The sequence below is a fragment of the Sorangium sp. So ce1504 genome (assembly GCF_051521635.1).
GTDB lineage: Bacteria > Myxococcota_A > Polyangia > Polyangiales > Polyangiaceae > Sorangium > Sorangium cellulosum_B.
In genome coordinates, this window is sequence record NZ_CP150365.1 from 3,865,681 (window position 1) to 3,882,281 (window position 16,601).

Genomic DNA, 16,601 nt, shown 5'->3' on the forward strand with positions numbered 1-16,601 from the left:
TGAGGGCGAACGATGAACGATAGAGAGCTCGAGGCCGCGCTGCGGCGTGATCCGTCCGATGCGCAGGCCTGGCTCGCGTACGCTGAGACGTTGACGGCGGCGGGTGATCCGCTGGCTGAGCTGATCGAATGGGAGCGGCGCGTGAGAGCCGACGAGGCGGGAGCGTGGCAAGCGCGGCGGAGGGCGCGGGACGAGCTGCGCGGGGCGTGGGGGCTGGGCGACAAGGATGGGGTCGACGGCGAGTTCGCGTGGGGGTTGTTCAAGGTGCGTCGGGTGAGGAAACATCATGCGGCGTGCCTGTGGCGTCTGACTCGAGTACGGCTGCTGGACGCGAGCTCGCTGGAGCTCGAGCAATTGCCGCGCGCCGAGCTCGAGGAGTGCCTGGCTGCGCTCGAGTCGTTGAAGCCGCGACGGCTGCTGCTGTCCGATGCCTTGCTCGACGCAGGGGATGCGTTGACGCTGGCGCGAGCCCCCGCGGCGACGATGCTGCGGCAGCTCGTGCTGGAAGCGAGCGGCGCGAGCTTCGAGGGGGACGCCGTGATGGCGGAGTTTGCTCGCGTGCTGCCGAAGGAGGAGCTCGAGCAACTGGGGCTGTGGAATCTGCGGATCGGGGACGCCGGGCTGGAGGGTTTGCACGGCGCGGCTGCCTGGCCGCAATTGCGGCACCTGTCGCTCGGCTTCAACGAGCGGCTGTTGAGTGGATCGCTGCGCACGCTGTTCGAGGGCGCATGCTGGCCCCGGTTGGAGCGGTTGGCGCTCGGCTGCGGCGAGGTGGATGCCAGCATGATGCCGCGTCTGTCGGGTCTGCCGCTGGCGGCACGGCTGCGCTCGCTGAGCTTGTGGGGAACTCCGGCGGGCCCGGCGTTCTGGCGTGACCTGGCGGAGAGCGCGAGCTGGGCCTCGCTGCAGCGGCTGAACGTGGAGGAGAGTGACTTCGATGACGCGGCCGCGTACGCGTTGAGTCACGCTCGAGATCGGTCGCTCGAGCTGCTCATGTCATTCTTCACGCCGCTCGGCGCGGACGCGGCGCTGTCGCTTCTGCGCGGCGATGGGCTGCCGAGCTTGCGGCTGCTGGCGAACATCACCTCCGCGACGCCCGAGCAGATGGCGGCGCTGCGCGGCTTTGGTCAGCGGTTCACGCTGGGCAGTGTTCACGACTGCGGAACGCCTCAGTGGATCGTGCGCGATCACTTTCAGATGGATCAGTGGTAGTTTCTCCGGGGCCGCGTCGGGGTTGAGCCGCGTGACGAGGATCGTCTGGGCGCTCGACTGGGGGTTGCGGAGGCCGATTACGAGGCGCCCTGCGCTCCCGCCGACGGGCGACGCCGCGAGACCCTCGATGGTTCGCGGCGGTCGCCTCGAGAGTGCTCAGCTCGCGCGCGCGAGGCCGACCGTGGCCGGGGCGCCGCTCTGGGCGAGGCGCTCGGCGAGGGCCTTGTCGTAGAGGGCCTGTTCGCTGGCCTTGTGGGCGGCCGTGAAGCGCACAAGGATCGCGCACACCGACGAGACGAGCGCGGCGAAGCCCAGCACCGCAAAGCAATCCTGGGTGTCGCCGACCGCCTTGAGCAGGAAACCCGCCGCGACCGCGCCGACGTTGCCGCCCGCGCCCACGATACCTGCGACGCCGCCGAGCGCCTTGCGATCGATGAAGGGCACGAGCGCGTAGGTGGCGCCGCAAGCCATGTGCGTGAAGAGCCCGAAGACGATCATCGCGAGCACCGCCATCCCCGCCGTCTGCATGCGGGAGAACCAGAGCAGGCCGAGCCCCTCGCCGACCATCAGCGCGAACAGGAGGGTCGTGCGGGCGTCCAGGCCCTTCCGGTGTGCCAGCCGATCGGAGAGTATGCCGCCCACGGCGCGGGCGAACAGCGCCAGGAGCCCGAAGCTACCCGCGGCCATGCCTGCGGTCTGGAGATCCAGCTTGAAGCGGTCCACGAAGTAGCTGGCGGCCACGTTGTGCACGAAGAGCTCGATCCCGAAGCAGGCCCCGTACGTGATGAACAACATCCAGGACCGGTAGTTGCCCATCGCCGCCTTGAAGATCGCCCATCCGCCCTTTTTCCCGCCCTCGATCTCGACGCCCGCCGCGCGAAGGTCCTTGTAGTTCCCTTGCGGGCAGTCCTGGGTGTACTTCCAGTAGAGGACCGCGACGACGAGCATGAGCGCGCCCGGCACAACCATCGCGAGGCGCCAGCCGAGCGATGAGCTGACACCCAGGCTCAGCACCGCCGCGAGCACCCAGGGCATGGTCGACTGCGTGACCCCCCCTCCGGCGTTGCCCCAGCCCGCGCTGGTGGCGTTCGCGGTGCCGACCACGTTGGGAGCGAACATGACGGACGTGTGATACTGCGTGATGACGAAGCTCGCGCCGATCATGCCGATCAGCAGCCTGAAGAACAGGAAGACCTCATAGCTCTGCGCGAGCGCGATCCCGAGCACGGGGATGGCGCCGAGCGCGAGCAAGCACGTGTAGGTCGCCCGCGGGCCGTACTTGTCGCAGAGCGGCCCGATCACCAGACGACCCGCCACCGTGATTCCCACGGCGGCGATGTTGATGTTGGCGATCTGCTCCTTGGTCAGCCCGAATTCGCCCTTGATGACCGGCATCAGCGGTGCCACCGCGAACCACGCGAAGAAGCAGGCGAAGAACGCCAGCCAGGTCAGGTGGAATGCGCGCATCGCTGGAGTCGACAGCGAAAATAGCTCGATCTTGGTCGCCTTGGTCATGGGTCCTCGTAAGTTGCAAGTTCTGAAGGACCTCGCGGTGCGGCGATCGAGGCCTCAGGACGGATTCATAAAACAAGGACCGTAAATGGGTCGTAAATCGTATGTTTCCGGTCGATGTCGAGCCCAAAATAGGTTGCAGACCGTATGTTTCCGGTCGATGTCGGACGCCAGATGGGTTGCAGATCGTGTGTTTCCGTTTGATGTCGGACGCCAGATGGGTTGTAGACCGTATGTTTCCTTTTGATGTCTGCGCCGTGCCCATCACGGCACGCGAGGCGCGGTCAGGGCGCCTGCTGGTCAGCCATCGCGATCGGCGGACAGGCGTGCGCGAGGCGCGTCGGGCTCTCGCCTGCGTCGGACGCGTCCGTCTTGCTGGCGCCGCTCACGAGGTGTGCCGGGAGGATGCCGGTGATGGCGACCGTCACCCCGCCCGCAACAACCTCGACCAGTCGGGCCGCAACCAGAGCGTCGGGGCCATGCATCGTACGGCCGCGGCCGGGAGAGGCGGGGATGAAGGATACGGCCTGACCCAGGGCATGCCAGGCGCCAGCCGGGGCCCACGGCAGGATGAGGGCGTCGCCGCGCGGACGGCACGAGCGTGCCGTGGACCCGCGGAGGATCGCGCCCGCCGCCGCGGCCCTGCTCGGCGTCCCGCACCCCTCGGCATCCCCGCCCCCGCCGACTTCACGCGATCTGCCTTCGTCCTGACAGCCTTCGCGTCAAACAGTCGAGACACAGAGGCGAAAGCCGATCGTTGTATGTCGCGCGACCTCGTGGCTCCAGTTGCGGTACGCCGACTGGAGCCTGCTCTCGATGCTGCGCCAGCACCCGCCTCGCAGCGGGCGCACCCGCGTCGCGCCGCCCACGCACGGATCGCGGCCGAGGCGCATTCGTTCGAGGTGCGCGTCCGCGCGAAACGCGTCCAGGCACCAGCTCCAGACATTGCCGGCCATGTCGTGGCAACCAAGAGGGCTCGCGCCGGCCGGGTGCTCGCCTATCGGGCTCGGCCCGCCGCGATTCCAGTCCTCGGCGAAGCAGGCGCGCCGTTCGTCCGGGGGATCGTCTCCCCAGGGGTACCGCCGACCATCGAATCCGCGCGCGGCGAGCTCCCATTGCGCCTCCGTGGGCAACGTCCCACCGGCCCAGGCGCAATACCGCAGGGCTTCCGCGTAGCTCACGTTCACCACGGGCCGATCGGGCGCGTCGAGCTCTGCCCGGCCCGCGGAGGGCAGCGCCGAGGCGCCCGTCGCCGCGACGAAGACATTGTATTCGGCGCGGGTGACCGGGTGCGCGCCGAGCCAGAAAGGGGACAGCTCGACGCGATGCGGTGGGTTTGGCGCCTCGGACTCGAAGATCGGATCTTGGCCCATCGTGAAGGTGCCGCCAGGGATCCACACGAGGCCGGAGGGCGTCGAGCGTGGGGCTGTTGTCATGGCGTCCTGGAGCTCGCCGCCGAGCGTTGTGCTTCGAATGGCTCGATGGAAGGCCACATCGACGCGCGCCAGCAGCCGATACAATCCTCCGCGACCGGAATCCCGGCGTCGAGCAGCCTGCGCGCCGCCGAGAGCTCGAGCAGCCCGGATTGGAACCACACCAAAGACGGACGCAACACGAGCGCATCCTCGACGTGGGGCACGAAATCCTGGGGCTTGCAGAAGACGTTCAGCACGTCGAGCGGCGTGGGAAGCTCGATCAGGCGGCGGCGGACGGGCACACCGAGGATCTGGGTCGCCTCGGGATAACGGGTCGGGACGGGGAGGATGTGGTAGCCGACCTTCTGGAGGTAAAGCGGGATCTGGTGCGCATCGAGATCCCGGCGGCTCTCCGGCTTGATCCCCAGCACCGCGATCGAGCGCGCATTCCTGAGCGTCCGTTCCATGTCCACGGTGCCGAGTAGAGGGACGTCGAGCATGTTCTGCGCCGCGGAGCAGATCTAGCATGCGCGACGTCGTCCTGGACCTGCGTGATCTCCTCGATGAAGATTCTCTCCATCGCCGTCGCGATCTCCGTGCTGAATGCAGCGAGGGCGCCATCGGTGGCCCGAGCAGCCGAGGGGCGGTCGATCGATGAGGATATCGGTGACACCGAGGCTTCGGTCAGAGGAGAGCAGGAAGACCACGTCACGAGGGGACAGCGGAGCCGAGCAAGCGGACGCCGGAGCTGCGCAGCGGGGGGCGATCACGCGCAGGCATCGAGTCATGGTAATGCAGAACACCAAGATGGGCGCGCAGGAGGGGGCCAGGGCTGCGCAGGAGGGGTCCGGGGCTGCGCTGGAGCCATGCAACCGTGCGATGGGACACCAAAATGGGTGCGCAGGAGGGCGGCTGGGACCGCGCAGGAGGGCTCCAAGGCCGCGCAGGAGGCTCGCCGGAGCCGCGCAGGAGGGCGGCTGGGACGCGCAGGAGGGCGCCGAGGCCGCGCAGGAGGCCAACCCTGAGCCGCGCAGGTGTACGAGCGGAGCCCTGGTAACACTTCTGACCGGGAGCCGCGGTGACACTTCCCTGAGCTACAGGCCCCTGCTCCGGGAGGACTGGAAACAGCGACCGGATCCTCGTCGACGCGACACGCTCGCCGCACTTTCTCGGACCGCCAAAATCTGTACACGAACTGCTCCCCGCGGTCGTGGTACACATGAGCCTCTCCTCACGATCCGGCGTGAATTCTCGCAGGTCACGCCCTTTGGCCAGCCGCAGCTCCTTGTTCTTGAGGGGGACCCCTCTCCAGGCCCAGGCTCTCCAGCCGAGCGCGCAGCTTCTTCGGCTTCACGTGGGGCGGTCCTTCCGCAGCTCGATCAGCGCGTCGACGATCACCGCTGGCGTCGCATGCGGGAACGTGTGCGCCACGGGCCGCCGCTCCTCCAGGCCGCGAGGTCCGGCCTGCTCGTGGCGCTCCACCCACTTGTACCACGTCTTCCGGCTGATACCGGACCGCCGCCACAGCTCCGCGAACGTCTCGTCCGACTCGTTGACCTGCGTCATGAACCGAAGCCTCTCATCCACTGAACATGTCTTTTTTCAGCGCACCGGCGGTTCTCCGTCGCTGGCCCTCTACGACATGTGTCACTAAGCTCCCGGTCCGTCCGGGGGCTACCCAGGCTACCGGTCTGAACCGCCTCCCAGCCGATGGGCTTCCTGGCCAGGGACGGCGCGGATCGGCGGAATCGCGCTAACGACGGCGACGGAAACGGCCGGCGCGGGGCGAGCTCGGACTTTCGCGGCTCAGACGTCAAGGCGGAAGGAGGAGCGGGCTGATGGTGCCGCCGTAATCCCTGACCTTGCCTCCCGCAAGCCTCCGAATGAACCCTGCCGCACTCTCGATGGCGTTTAGCCAGTCAGCGCCCTTGAGGCGCACGTGGTCATCGGTCTTGAACCCGAGCACGTCCACGGCCACAGACCATAACCCGTCGGGTTCCTCACGGAGGTCGCTAATACGGATCGTTATGGTCCGTGGCGCGCTTCCGTCCGATGGCGTGAAGGTGGAGACGATCTCTAAGATGTTCATCTTTCACAACCCTTGAGGCAGTCACCGAGCTTCAAATTGCACTTATACATGCAATCCTTGTCCCCCTTCGCACAGTCATCTATGCACTTCTGGTTGATCCTTTCGCAATTCTGTTTGCACTCTTCAACCGGATCGCCATTCGCACCATTCACCCACCGACACGGGCCGCACGACAGCACTCCCGAGTCGAGGTGCACCCCGTTGGCATATTCACATCGTTCCTTGGCTTCGTCCAGGCTTGCATGATGGCCCTGGTAGAGCGTGGTGCAGGTACCTGCCTCACCCCGGTTCTTGCACTGAGCCGAATCCGCCTTCCATGTGACCGTACACTCGGCGACCTGTGAGCCGCCGCACGGGTCCTCGTCGTAGCCGGTGTGATTCTGCGGCTGGAGAGGTACATACCCGAAGCCTCCGACCCCGCCCGTGGGGGTGATGATGCCCCCGCCGGCCCCCTCCTTTCCATCACCCCGCACGTAACACTCTCCCAGGTCGAAGTTGCACCCGGTGAGACCGAGAACTAGAAAAACGATCCCTCTTTTCATTTTGAATCTCCCCCGAACCTCCAGATTGGCCCGGCAGTGACCATCAGGACCATGCTGCCAGGAAGGACACGGCTGCTCCCGCCAGCCCAGTCCACGTTGACGCTCGTGGACGCCCCCAGGCGCCCGGCGAAGTACCAGTCGGACTGGGCGCGGCCTCCCGGAGCGACCCCCATCACGCGGTCGCAGATCACGGCACCGCACACCCGCATCAAGTAGATCGAGAGCGACGGCCCGAGGCTGACGTTGCCGGTCTTCGTTGTGTACCCGAAGGTGACCGCCGTCCGATCGTAGACCCCGACGCCTGCCCCTGGAACGATGCTGAGCACGTTGTGGACTTCGATCCGGAAGTCGCTCGTTCTGCGCCAGAGCCACCCGACGAACGGGCTCACGGCAAGCTCGGGCTCGGTCCCGACCTGGATTCCGCCGACGCTCACGCCGCCGCTGAGCTCGAATGCCGGCGCCGGCGCGGGAACGACGACGAGCGCACAAGCGCAGAACAGACCGACCGTGCCGTGGAAGCGCATCGACATGGTGGAGGCTCCTGGCCGAGCCGCGACACGCGGTGTGGGTACAGGCACCATTCTTCTGAGTGTGGTCTGGGCGTCAAATAGAAACTCGGCGAGCAGCTCCGATTGCAGAGGAGTTGATCCGTTCCGGGCGTGCGCTAATGCGCGCCCCTCTATGTCAGAGAAGTTGTTGCCCCGTCAGCCAGACGTCTGGCCATGGACAGCCTCGAGCCGGAGGTCTCGGCGCAAGCATCGCAAGAGCTCCGACAGGCCCGAGCTCAGACCGCAAACCGTCCACGCGTGGCTATGCGACCCCCGCTGCGGGGGCGTGCGCTCGGCCGCGGCGCTACTTCCCTGGCGCGAACGGCCCCATCGACGCTCGCCGCGTCCAGGTCGCGCCCTCTCTCACCATGCGCCTCACGTGGATGTGATAGCCGACCTCGCCGCCCACGCCGTCGCGCGCTATCTCGATCTCGTTGTAGCCGTTGTGCTCCTGCACCTCTCGGCTCGAGAGCGACGGCGCCGCGGCGATACGGATCGTCCAGTCCTCGTGCCGCTCCGGCCATTGCTCCTTGCCGAACCAGCCTGTGTGGCTGTGGCCGTGGAGCACCAGGCAGAACTCCTTGTGGGCCAGCGCGTCCTTCACCTCACCGGCGTTGATCAGGCCGCCGAAGCGGGCGAGCTCGGTGGACGGCAGCGGGGACACCGGGTGATGGAGGACCGCGATCCGGATCGGCGCGTGCCACTGCGCCCTGCGCAGGCGCTGGAGATCCGCGTTGTGGACCAAACCGGGATCGATGCGCGCCACGTGGTCGCGCAGCGCCGCGGCGCGCTCCGCGTCCGGCTCCTCCATGGCGCCTCGCCGCAGGCGGCCGATGAGCGAGAGGAGCTCGTCCCGGACCGGATCCTCCTCCTCCTGGCCGCCGAACTCCGCCGACCCGAGCAGCGCGAACTCCACCCCGAGATCCGCATACCGCGCCACCGCGAGCGCCCGCGTCGCCGGCGGCTCCTCGAGCGGCGGCCGCGCGCAGCGCGGGTGATCGCCGAACGCCCGCGCGAAAGGCGCGTGGCGCGCCTGCGTCCCGGCCTGCGCGGGCCCCGTCGCCTGCCGCCAGTCGACGTCGTGATTGCCGCCCACGAGCAGCACGTTGGGCTCGTCGGGCGGGAGGCGAGGGTGATTGGCGAGGTGCCTGGAGACCTGATCGAGCCAGAGGCGGGCCTCGGCGTACTGGTCGTCGTCGGCCCACTCGGCGACGTCACCGGACACGACGAGCAGGTGCGGCGCGCGGCCGGCCGCGGCGAGCTCGGCGACGTGCTCGACGTAATGATCGCAGACGCGCGGGGGGCCCAGCCCGCCCTTCATGGTGTTGCCGTGCTGGTTCCTCTCCTTCACGTCGACGCGCTCGGCGGATTTCGGGCCGAAATGGATATCCGAGACATGGTGGATCCGCAGTGGGCACAGGTTCGCTTCGAGGATCGGATCGGCGAGGACGGGGCGTCCGTCCCGCTGCTGCACGAGGCCGCAGCGCTCGAGCAGATCGACATTCTCGTCGCGAGGCGCTGCGCCGCGCGCGATCTCGCGGAGCGCGCTCCGCTGCGCGTCGGTCAGCCCGTCCTCGAACACGGCGCGGTGATAGCCGAACTCCAGGAGCTCGCTGCGCACGCGCGCCGTTCGCAGGAGCGCCCATGAGGTGTTCGCCAGAGCGGGAGATTGCTCGGCGAGCTCGAAGACGAGCTCGAGCAGGAAGGGATTCCGGCGCCAGGCGGCGGGCAGGTCGGGGAGGAGCGCCCTCGACACCGCGGTGCGGGCGAGCTTGAGCGCCTCGCTGTGCGAGAGGGGATCGAGGAAGCGCATGTCCCGCGAGCAGACGAGCCCGGCGTCGCCGGAGGCCGCGCGTTCGAGCGCGATCCACTCGGCGGGGCTCATCGCCAGGAAGATCCTTGTGTTGTTGGTGTAGAGGTCGACGCACCAGCGCAGGAAGGCGCTCGCGTCGCGCGGGCTGCCGCCTTGGCCGGCGAGCTGCGGCTCATCCAGGAGGAGCGTTGTCCCCGGCGGCACGCTGGGGAGCGCCCGGCCGAACTTGCGGAGGTCGAGGTAACGCACGCTCGTCTTGTCGGCGAGGCCGAGGTGGTGCTCGAGCGCCTTGAGCGTCCACGTCTTCCCGGCCCTGCGCGCGCCGACGAGCGGCCATATCACGCCGTTCGTGGGCAGGGACATCAAGAGATCCAGGAGGTGGCTGTGATCGCGGACGTCGCGCTCCGGCGAGTACGGTCTCCTCACGTCGAACGCGCGTGTCATGACTCCCTCCCTGTCTGCCTGGCGATGCGTCGAATCCAGTCGAAAAACGGTGGATCCGCGAGCCAGGCCCCGAGCGCGTCGCAGAGGCCCGCATCGCAGAGGACGGCGACGTCCTCGGAAGGCAGCTTGCGCACCTCGGGCAGCGCCGCGTCGGGGGCGCCGCGGAGGGCGCCGAGGACGGCGCGCGCGCGCTCGGGCAGCTCGGCCCAGCGGGCGCGGAAGAAGGCGGCGTCGCGGTCGAGGAGCAGGCGCTGCTCGTAGAGCTCGCGGACGCCGGCGCGCTCGACCAGGGCGCGGCGCTGGCCGGCGCGGACGGCCTGGACAAGGGCGTAGCCCATGACCTGGAGATAGAACGGCCATGGGCCGCAGAGCTCGACGATCCAGCGGGCGGTCCGCTCGGCCTCCATGGGGACGTCGGGAGGGGTGGTGTCGACGAGGAAGCGGATCGCGTCCTCCTCGGGGAGAGGGCCGAGGTTGACCGGGGTGACGTCGTTGCCGAACGAGGAGCCCGGGGCCGCGGCGAAGGCGTGCTCGACGACGGTGACCCAGTCCCAGTGCGAGCCGACGAGGACGACGCTGGTCTGCTCCTGGCCCACGGCGCGCAGCCACGCGAAGACGGTGGCGTCGGCCTGGTGGAGATTGGCGACCTCGTCGAGGAGCAGGACGGCATCGCCGGCGCTGGAGAGGCGATCGCGGAGGGTGAGCGCAGGGGTGACGTCGGACTGGAGAGAGGGGTCGAGGAAGACGGCGAGATCGTCGGCGGTGCGAAGGGGAGAGGCACGGCCCTCGAGAGAGCGGTGGTGGACGGCGCGGGCAGGGGAGAGGCGCGCGGCGAGGTGGTGGAGGATGGAGGTCTTGCCCGAGCGGCGCGGGCCGCGGAGGACCGCGGGGCTGCGGCTGTCGATGAGGGCGAGGAGCTCGGCGACGACGGGGGCGCGGCCGGGGAGGGCAGAAGCGTCGGTGAGGGCGGGGCCGGGGCGGAAGGGGTTGGGGAGGGCGGCTGCGGGGGCGGAGAGCGATTCGAGAGCGAGCTCGCGAATGGCAGGCGCGCGCGCGCGGGCCGGGGCGGCGGCTGCGGGGGCAGTCGCGGCGAGCGCAGGAGCGGTGAGCGCTGGCGCAGGGGCGGCCGTCCCGGGGACAGCAGCGGTGGGGGCGGGGGCCGCGGGACCAGCCGTGATGAAGTGCTCTTCGCCATCCCAAGGGACGCCGTCCGCATAGCCGTGCCTGACGAGCTCTTCGCCGAGGTTGTCGCCGCTGAGATCTCCGGCGAGCGCAGCTTTCACCTTGTCGGGGCGGTGGAGGACGTCGCGGAAGCCGGCGAGGGGAAGGTAAAGCGTCGTCGTCGCGTCGGGGCGCCGGAGGGCGAGGCGGGCGCGATCGGGGTGGAGGTTACCGAACGAGCAGAAGCCACCGGCGGTGCGGGTGAGGCTGGCCGGGCCTGCGGACTCGAACGAGGCGAGGAGCCTGCGGTCGAAGGCGTTCCAGATCCGTACCGAGTCGTCGCAGGCGCTCGCCAGGCGCTTGCCGGCGGGGTGCCAGGCAATCGTCCAGATCCGGGAGGGATGACCCTCGAAGCGAGCGAGCTCGTTTCCGGTGTCCGGGTCCCAGAGGAGCACCGTCTTGTCGTCTCCCGCGCTCGCCAGGCACTTGCCGTCGGGGTGCCAGGCCACGGCAGTGACCCAATCTGAATGTCCTTCGAGGCGAGCGAGCTCGTTTCCTGTGTCCGGGTCCCAGAGGCGCACCGTCTCGTCGTTTCCGGCGCTCGCCAGGCGCTTTCCGTCGGGGTGCCAGGCCAGGGCAGTGACGCAATCACAATGTCCTTCGAGGCGAGCGAGCTCGTTTCCGGTGTCCAGGTCCCAGAGCCGCACCGTCCCGTCGTTTCCGGCGCTCGCCAGGCGCTTTCCATCGGGGTGCCAGGCCACGGCAGTGACCCCGCTCGAATGTCCTTCGAGGGCAGCGAGCTCGTTTCCTGTGTCCGGGTCCCAGAGGCGTACCGTCGTGTCGTATCCGGCGCTCGCCAGGCGCTTTCCGTCGGGGTGCCAGGCTACGGCAGTGATGCTCGATTGGTGTCCTTTGAGGGCAGCGAGCTCGTTTCCTGTGTCCGGGTCCCAGAGGCGCACCGTCCCGTCGTATCCGGCGCTCGCCAGGCGCTTTCCGTCGGGGTGCCAGGCCACAGCGCTGACCCCCATCGAATGTCCTTCGAGGGCAGCGAGCTCGTTTCCTGTGTCCGGGTCCCGCAGGCGCACCGTCTTGTCGTATCCGGCGCTCGCCAGGTACTTGCCGTCGGGGTGCCAGGCCATGGCACTGACCCCCATCGAATGTCCTTCGAGGGCAGCGAGCTCGTTTCCTGTGCCCGGGTCCCAGAGGCGTACCGTCGTGTCGTATCCGGCGCTCGCCAGGCGCTTTCCGTCGGGGTGCCAGGCCACGGCCATAATGCCGAATAGGTGTTCCCCAAGTCGGGCGAGCTCGTTTCCTGTGTCCGGGTCCCAGAGGCGCACCGTCCCGTCGTATCCGGCGCTCGCCAGGCACTTGCCGTCGGGATGCCAGGCCACGGCACCGACCCAACCCGAATGTCCTTCGAGGGCGGCGAGCTCATTTCCTGTGTCCGGGTCCCAGAGGCGCACCGTCTTGTCGTATCCGGCGCTCGCCAGGCACTTGCCGTCGGGATGCCAGGCCACGGCACCGACCCAACCCGAATGTCCTTCGAGGGCGGCGAGCTCATTTCCTGTGTCCGGGTCCCAGAGGCGCACCGTCCCGTCGAATCCGGCGCTCGCCAGGCGCTTGCCGTCGGGGTGCCAGGCTATGGCCCTGACCGAATCCGAATGTCCTTCGAGGCGAGCGAGCTCGTTGCCGGTGTCTGCATTCCAGAGGCGCACTGTCGAGTCGTCACCGGCGCTCGCCAGGCGCTTGCCGTCGGGGTGCCAGGCCACGGCGCTGACCCAACCCGAATCTCCCTCGAGGCGAGCGATCTCCTTTCCGGTGCCCGGGTCCCATAGGCGTACCGTCCAGTCGAATCCGGCGGCTGCCAGGCGCTTGCCGTCAGGGTGCCAGGCTACGGCACTGACCCCATCTCCATGTCCCTCGAGGCGAGCGATCTCCTTTCCGGTGCCCGAGTCCCAGAGGCGCACCGTCCCGTCGTCTCCGGCGCTCGCCAGGCGCTTTCCGTCAGGCGCCCAGGCAAGCGCATTGATGGTTGAGGTGTGTCCCGAGACGAGCTCCGCCTGCGCCTGCGGCGGTACCGGAGCAAGGTTCCGCCCGCGCTCGAGGAACTCGTTCTCTCCCGTAGCTAGCCATGCGCTCACGTCGGCGCCCTCGGCCCGCGCGCCCCTCCAGAAGCATCCTGTCCAGGTCGACTGCCGGAGGACCGCGCCCGTGAGGTCCGCCACCTCGACCACGGCACCGTTCGCCTCGGCCTGGGTGAAGTCTGCGCGATGCGCGACCACGCCTCGGAGGAGCGCTCCGTCGAGCTTCGCGCCCGACAGCGTGGCACCGCTCAACACGGCGCCCGTCAGCTCCGCCCCGGAGAGGTCGGCGCCGGCGAGGTTCGCATCCTCCAACTTCGCGCCGGCGAGGCGCGCCCCACGAAGATCCTCACCGGCGAGCTGCGCCCCGCGGAGATCCGCGTCGCCCGGGATCCAGTCCGCCGCATCGCCTGCCCATCGAGAGAGGCCGAGCAGCAGCCGGAGAGCGTTCTCGGCGGCCTCACCGGGTCGCTGGAGCGGCCGCCGAGCCTCCGCCAGGAACGACTGGACCGCGCGCACCGCGCTCGCGCGCCTCGGCTCCCCGTCCGCCCTCAGGATCTCTCCGATGAACGCCGCGACCTCCTGCGTGATCGGCCTTGTCCGGAGCGCCTCCTCCGGCCGTTCAGGCAGCGTCGCGACCAGCGCGCGGGCGAGGAAGTATTCGAGGAACGACTTGTGCGCGAAGCGATACCCGTCCTCACCCTCGTGGACGAAGAACGCTCCGCCCTGGATCTCCAGGAACGCCGCGCCCGGCGGCATGCCCTCGGGCAGGAGCGGGAAGAGGCGAGCGCGGACGGAGCCTTGAAGCTCCTGCCACGTGCAGGTCGCCTTTCCAGACCGCCAGAGCTGCTCGGCCAGCGCCTCTGCAAACTCCTTCTTCTGTTCGTCCGTGAAGCACTCCGGATCGTCCTTCCGCGTGTTGTCGAGCCATCGCTTCAGGTACGCCTCGTAGAGATCCGCCCGGCCGACGTGCGCGCCGGGAGAGAGGTCGTCCAGCGTGGCCAGCACCATCCCGAGCAGCAGCGGCCGGTGCACCAGGTCCTTGAGGTCGTAGATCCCGGCGATGCGCGAGAGCGCCGCCGTGGCGCCGCCCTCGCCGCGGATCTGTCGCACGAGATCGCGCACGTGATCGTCGGTGAACGGCTGGACCACGACGCGCCGGATCCCCGCCGGCGCGCCGAGCGCCTGCGAGAGCGCGCTTTCGGTCGTCGTCGCGAGGTGCGCCTGGCTGGGGAAGTAGTTGTCCCGCGAGGAGACGATCACCTTTCCTCCGCCCGCAGCGATCTCGATCAGCCCGGAGAGCCGGCCTGCGAGCTCCGCGGCCTCGAGGCGCGTCGCCATCTCGTCGAAGCCGTCGAAGCAGGGGACGAGCAGGCGATGCCGCGTGAGGAGGCGCACGGCGGCGCGGTTCTCGGGAGCATCCTCGAGCCCGGCGGCCTGGAGCAGGAGCTGCTCCGCGCTCGCCGACGGGGACGGGCCGGCGAGGTTCACGAGGAGCGGCAGCGGCGTCGCCCCGGATTCCCAGCGCCTGTCGGCCCACACGGCCAGCGCGGTCGATTTCCCCAACCCGAACTCGCCGAGGACGAGGGCCGTCGGCTCGCCCGACGACAGCCATGCGTCGAGGGCGCCGAGCATCGGTGTGGGCTCCCCGCCGTCGACACGGGCGTCGGGCTCCACGAACCTGCCGTCGACCTCGCGCAGCCGCTGGTCGCGGAGCGCCGCGATCACGGCGCGCGCCCCGCCGAAGCGAGGCAAGAGGCCCGCGATCCGGTCCCGCCGCACGTCCAGTGGGACCGCGTCGCAGGCGGCGCCCGCAAGCCCGGCCTCGGCGAGCGCGGCGAGCAGTCCCTCCGAGCGACCACCGAGGGATCCCTCGCCGCCGTCGGTCCAGAGGACCCACCCCTCGTCTCGGGAAGATGCGATCAGGATCGCCGGCGGAACACTCTGGCTCTCGGACGAGACGCCGATGGTCGCGATACGCTGTCTCCCCTCCGCCATCGCGAGCAGGCGAAGGTCCTCTGCCGCGTTGATCTGATGCTCGGAGAACCTCGTGACGTGCCCGTGCTCGTCCAGCTCCTCGACGGGCCGCCCCGCTTCAGCGTCCGCCGCCGCCGCGCGCCGGAGGCGACCCTTGACGACCTCGATCAGGTCAGCGGGCCGTCTCTGAAACGCGAGGATCCACCCTCCGACCCGCCTCGTCCCCAGCGCCGCCGGGTCGAGCCCTCCCGGCAGCACCACCCGCACCTCCGGCGCCGGCTTCTCGTCCTGCCTGCTCTCGTCGACCTCGCGCGGGCCGCGCACCGCCTGCGCCACGGCCCCGAGCGCCGCCGCGCCGTCGCTCGTCCACTCGCCGGCCCCCCGCGTCGCGTCCACCGCCTTCCGGAGCCGCGCCTCGACCTCGGCGAACCCGGCCTCCCGCGCCTCCCTCTGCGCCATCCACCCGAACACCACGTCGGCGGCCGCGCCGGCCATCGCCGCCCGCAGCGCCTCGAGCGGCAGCACCTGCGCCGGGAGCACCACCTCCCGCGTGAACTGCCGCAGCTGCTCGACGCTCGTCACCCTGTCGAGCTCGCCGTACAGCCGCCTGAGCCGTCTGCCCCGCGCCGCGGCCCCGGAGAGCGCGCCCGCGTTCAGCAGCACGTCGCGCGCCTGCTCGAGCCGCGTGACGACCGCCTCCAGCGCGTCGTCGTCATCCCGCGCGAGCAGCTCCCGCGCCTCGTCGAGCCACCGCGCGTACGCCTCCCCGGCCGGGTGCCCGCGGTACACGAGCGTCGCCTCGGCGACCGGCACCACCGGCCTCGGCGCCTCGTACCGCGTCGACCTCCCGGCCCGCTCGTACCCGAGGTCGACGTCGGCGACGATCACCCCTTCGTCGCCCGGATCGAGGTACCCGGCGCGATCCGGAAACCGCTGCAGGTCATGCGCCTGCCCCTCGTCGACGTACACCGACGTGCCGCCGCCCTCCGCGCCGTCGCAATAGAGCACCGGCCGCCCGTACCGGCGCGCCTCCTCCCACGCCTTGCCGGCGAACTCCGGCAGCGTGTGGTGCGGCGTCAGGCTCGGCACGGCGAGGAATCGACACGCCCCGAGGCGCTCCGCCACGAGCTTCCGGTGCGGTTCGCCCTCTCGAAACAGGAAGTCGAGACAGACCAGCACGCCCATGGGCCCCGGGAAGCCGTCGGGCATCTCGACGGGCGTCCAGGTCGCGCCAGGCCGCATCGAGCTCCGCTCCGGGATCGCCGGGCTCAGCTTCGCCTGCAGGCTGAGCAGCCTGCCGCCGTGGAGCACCGGACACACCGACTGTCCGACCGTGGGGAGCGCGGCCGCGCCGAGCCGCTCGTACACCCCGGATCGCCGCGCTGCCCGGTCGAACGTGTGCGTCCCGGCCACGACGACCATATCGCCCGCGGCCTCGGCGACGCCCTCGAGGATTTCCCACGGGACGCTGTACTCGGGGAGCACCGCGATCCTGGCGCCGTACTCCCGGCACGCGGCGAGCACCGCCCTTATCCGCGCGAGGAGCTGCGCGTCGTACGCCTCCCGGACGCGCCGGCGGAGCGCGTCCAGCTTCGGCTTGATCGCCTCCGGCACCTCGCCCCGCGAGGGAAGCAACGAGTCCGACGCTCCCTTCGGATCGAAGAGCGGATCCTCGAGCGGCGATCGTCGATCCACGACGATCGCCGGATGATAAGCGAGCTGCACGACGGCAACCCGCGTGTACGTCGACCCCTCTGCCGCCTTCTGCACTCGTTCGCTCCCCGCTGCCCGGCGCGTCTGCTTTTAT

Annotated in this window: 11 protein-coding genes; 1 reads left to right on the forward strand and 10 read right to left on the reverse strand. The window is 69.7% G+C overall.

Going from position 1 to position 16,601, the window contains the following annotated elements; genetic code table 11:
• Positions 1-12: 12 nt before the first annotated feature.
• The gene (locus WMF39_RS14650) at positions 13-1,212 is read left to right on the forward strand and encodes a hypothetical protein (protein ID WP_437746121.1); all 1,200 of its coding nucleotides are present in this window, start codon (positions 13-15) and stop codon (positions 1,210-1,212) included.
• Between the two features lie 156 nt (positions 1,213-1,368).
• Here WMF39_RS14650 and WMF39_RS14655 read toward each other — a convergent pair whose 3' ends face one another.
• The 10 genes from WMF39_RS14655 to WMF39_RS14700 form a co-directional block, all read right to left on the reverse strand.
• Positions 1,369-2,727, reverse strand: coding sequence for an MFS transporter (locus WMF39_RS14655; RefSeq protein WP_437746122.1), 1,359 nt, complete (start codon positions 2,725-2,727; stop codon positions 1,369-1,371).
• A gap of 281 nt (positions 2,728-3,008) precedes the next feature.
• Positions 3,009-3,152, reverse strand: coding sequence for a hypothetical protein (locus WMF39_RS14660; protein WP_437746123.1), 144 nt, complete (start codon positions 3,150-3,152; stop codon positions 3,009-3,011).
• A 294-nt stretch (positions 3,153-3,446) separates the two neighbouring features.
• On the reverse strand, positions 3,447-4,160 hold the full coding sequence (locus WMF39_RS14665; RefSeq protein ID WP_437746124.1) for a formylglycine-generating enzyme family protein: 714 nt from the start codon (positions 4,158-4,160) through the stop codon (positions 3,447-3,449).
• On the reverse strand, positions 4,157-4,639 hold the full coding sequence (locus WMF39_RS14670) for a CoA-binding protein (RefSeq protein ID WP_437746125.1): 483 nt from the start codon (positions 4,637-4,639) through the stop codon (positions 4,157-4,159). The genes WMF39_RS14665 and WMF39_RS14670 overlap by 4 nt, the downstream gene beginning before the upstream one ends.
• A gap of 850 nt (positions 4,640-5,489) precedes the next feature.
• Entirely contained in the window at positions 5,490-5,705 is a 216-nt protein-coding gene (locus WMF39_RS14675; protein WP_437746126.1) for a hypothetical protein, read from the reverse strand.
• Positions 5,706-5,952: 247 nt separating this feature from the next.
• The gene (locus WMF39_RS14680) at positions 5,953-6,228 is read right to left on the reverse strand and encodes a hypothetical protein (protein WP_437746127.1); all 276 of its coding nucleotides are present in this window, start codon (positions 6,226-6,228) and stop codon (positions 5,953-5,955) included.
• Positions 6,225-6,770 carry a hypothetical protein gene (locus WMF39_RS14685; protein WP_437746128.1) on the reverse strand — a complete coding sequence of 182 codons (546 nt, stop codon included), beginning with the start codon at positions 6,768-6,770 and terminating at the stop codon, positions 6,225-6,227. Before WMF39_RS14685 ends, WMF39_RS14680 begins: the two co-directional genes overlap by 4 nt.
• Positions 6,767-7,300 (reverse strand): hypothetical protein, encoded by a 534-nt coding sequence (locus tag WMF39_RS14690; RefSeq protein WP_437746129.1) that lies wholly within the window; start codon positions 7,298-7,300, stop codon positions 6,767-6,769. Before WMF39_RS14690 ends, WMF39_RS14685 begins: the two co-directional genes overlap by 4 nt.
• Positions 7,301-7,622: 322 nt before the next feature.
• Positions 7,623-9,575: a metallophosphoesterase gene (locus WMF39_RS14695; protein ID WP_437746130.1), complete on the reverse strand. Its 1,953-nt coding sequence runs from the start codon at positions 9,573-9,575 to the stop codon at positions 7,623-7,625.
• On the reverse strand, positions 9,572-16,564 hold the full coding sequence (locus tag WMF39_RS14700) for a pentapeptide repeat-containing protein (RefSeq protein ID WP_437746131.1): 6,993 nt from the start codon (positions 16,562-16,564) through the stop codon (positions 9,572-9,574). The genes WMF39_RS14695 and WMF39_RS14700 overlap by 4 nt, the downstream gene beginning before the upstream one ends.
• Positions 16,565-16,601 lie beyond the last annotated feature (37 nt).

What these genes read in the sequence shown, in the direction of transcription:
- WMF39_RS14650 (WP_437746121.1), top strand. Translation starts at nt 13, where the DNA reads ATGAACGATAGAGAGCTCGAGGCCGCGCTGCGGCGTGATCCGTCCGAT.
- WMF39_RS14685 (WP_437746128.1), bottom strand. Translation starts at nt 6,770, where the DNA reads ATGAAAAGAGGGATCGTTTTTCTAGTTCTCGGTCTCACCGGGTGCAAC.
- WMF39_RS14655 (WP_437746122.1), bottom strand. Translation starts at nt 2,727, where the DNA reads ATGACCAAGGCGACCAAGATCGAGCTATTTTCGCTGTCGACTCCAGCG.
- WMF39_RS14680 (WP_437746127.1), bottom strand. Translation starts at nt 6,228, where the DNA reads ATGAACATCTTAGAGATCGTCTCCACCTTCACGCCATCGGACGGAAGC.
- WMF39_RS14675 (WP_437746126.1), bottom strand. Translation starts at nt 5,705, where the DNA reads ATGACGCAGGTCAACGAGTCGGACGAGACGTTCGCGGAGCTGTGGCGG.
- WMF39_RS14695 (WP_437746130.1), bottom strand. Translation starts at nt 9,575, where the DNA reads ATGACACGCGCGTTCGACGTGAGGAGACCGTACTCGCCGGAGCGCGAC.
- WMF39_RS14665 (WP_437746124.1), bottom strand. Translation starts at nt 4,160, where the DNA reads ATGACAACAGCCCCACGCTCGACGCCCTCCGGCCTCGTGTGGATCCCT.
- WMF39_RS14670 (WP_437746125.1), bottom strand. Translation starts at nt 4,639, where the DNA reads ATGCTCGACGTCCCTCTACTCGGCACCGTGGACATGGAACGGACGCTC.
- WMF39_RS14690 (WP_437746129.1), bottom strand. Translation starts at nt 7,300, where the DNA reads ATGTCGATGCGCTTCCACGGCACGGTCGGTCTGTTCTGCGCTTGTGCG.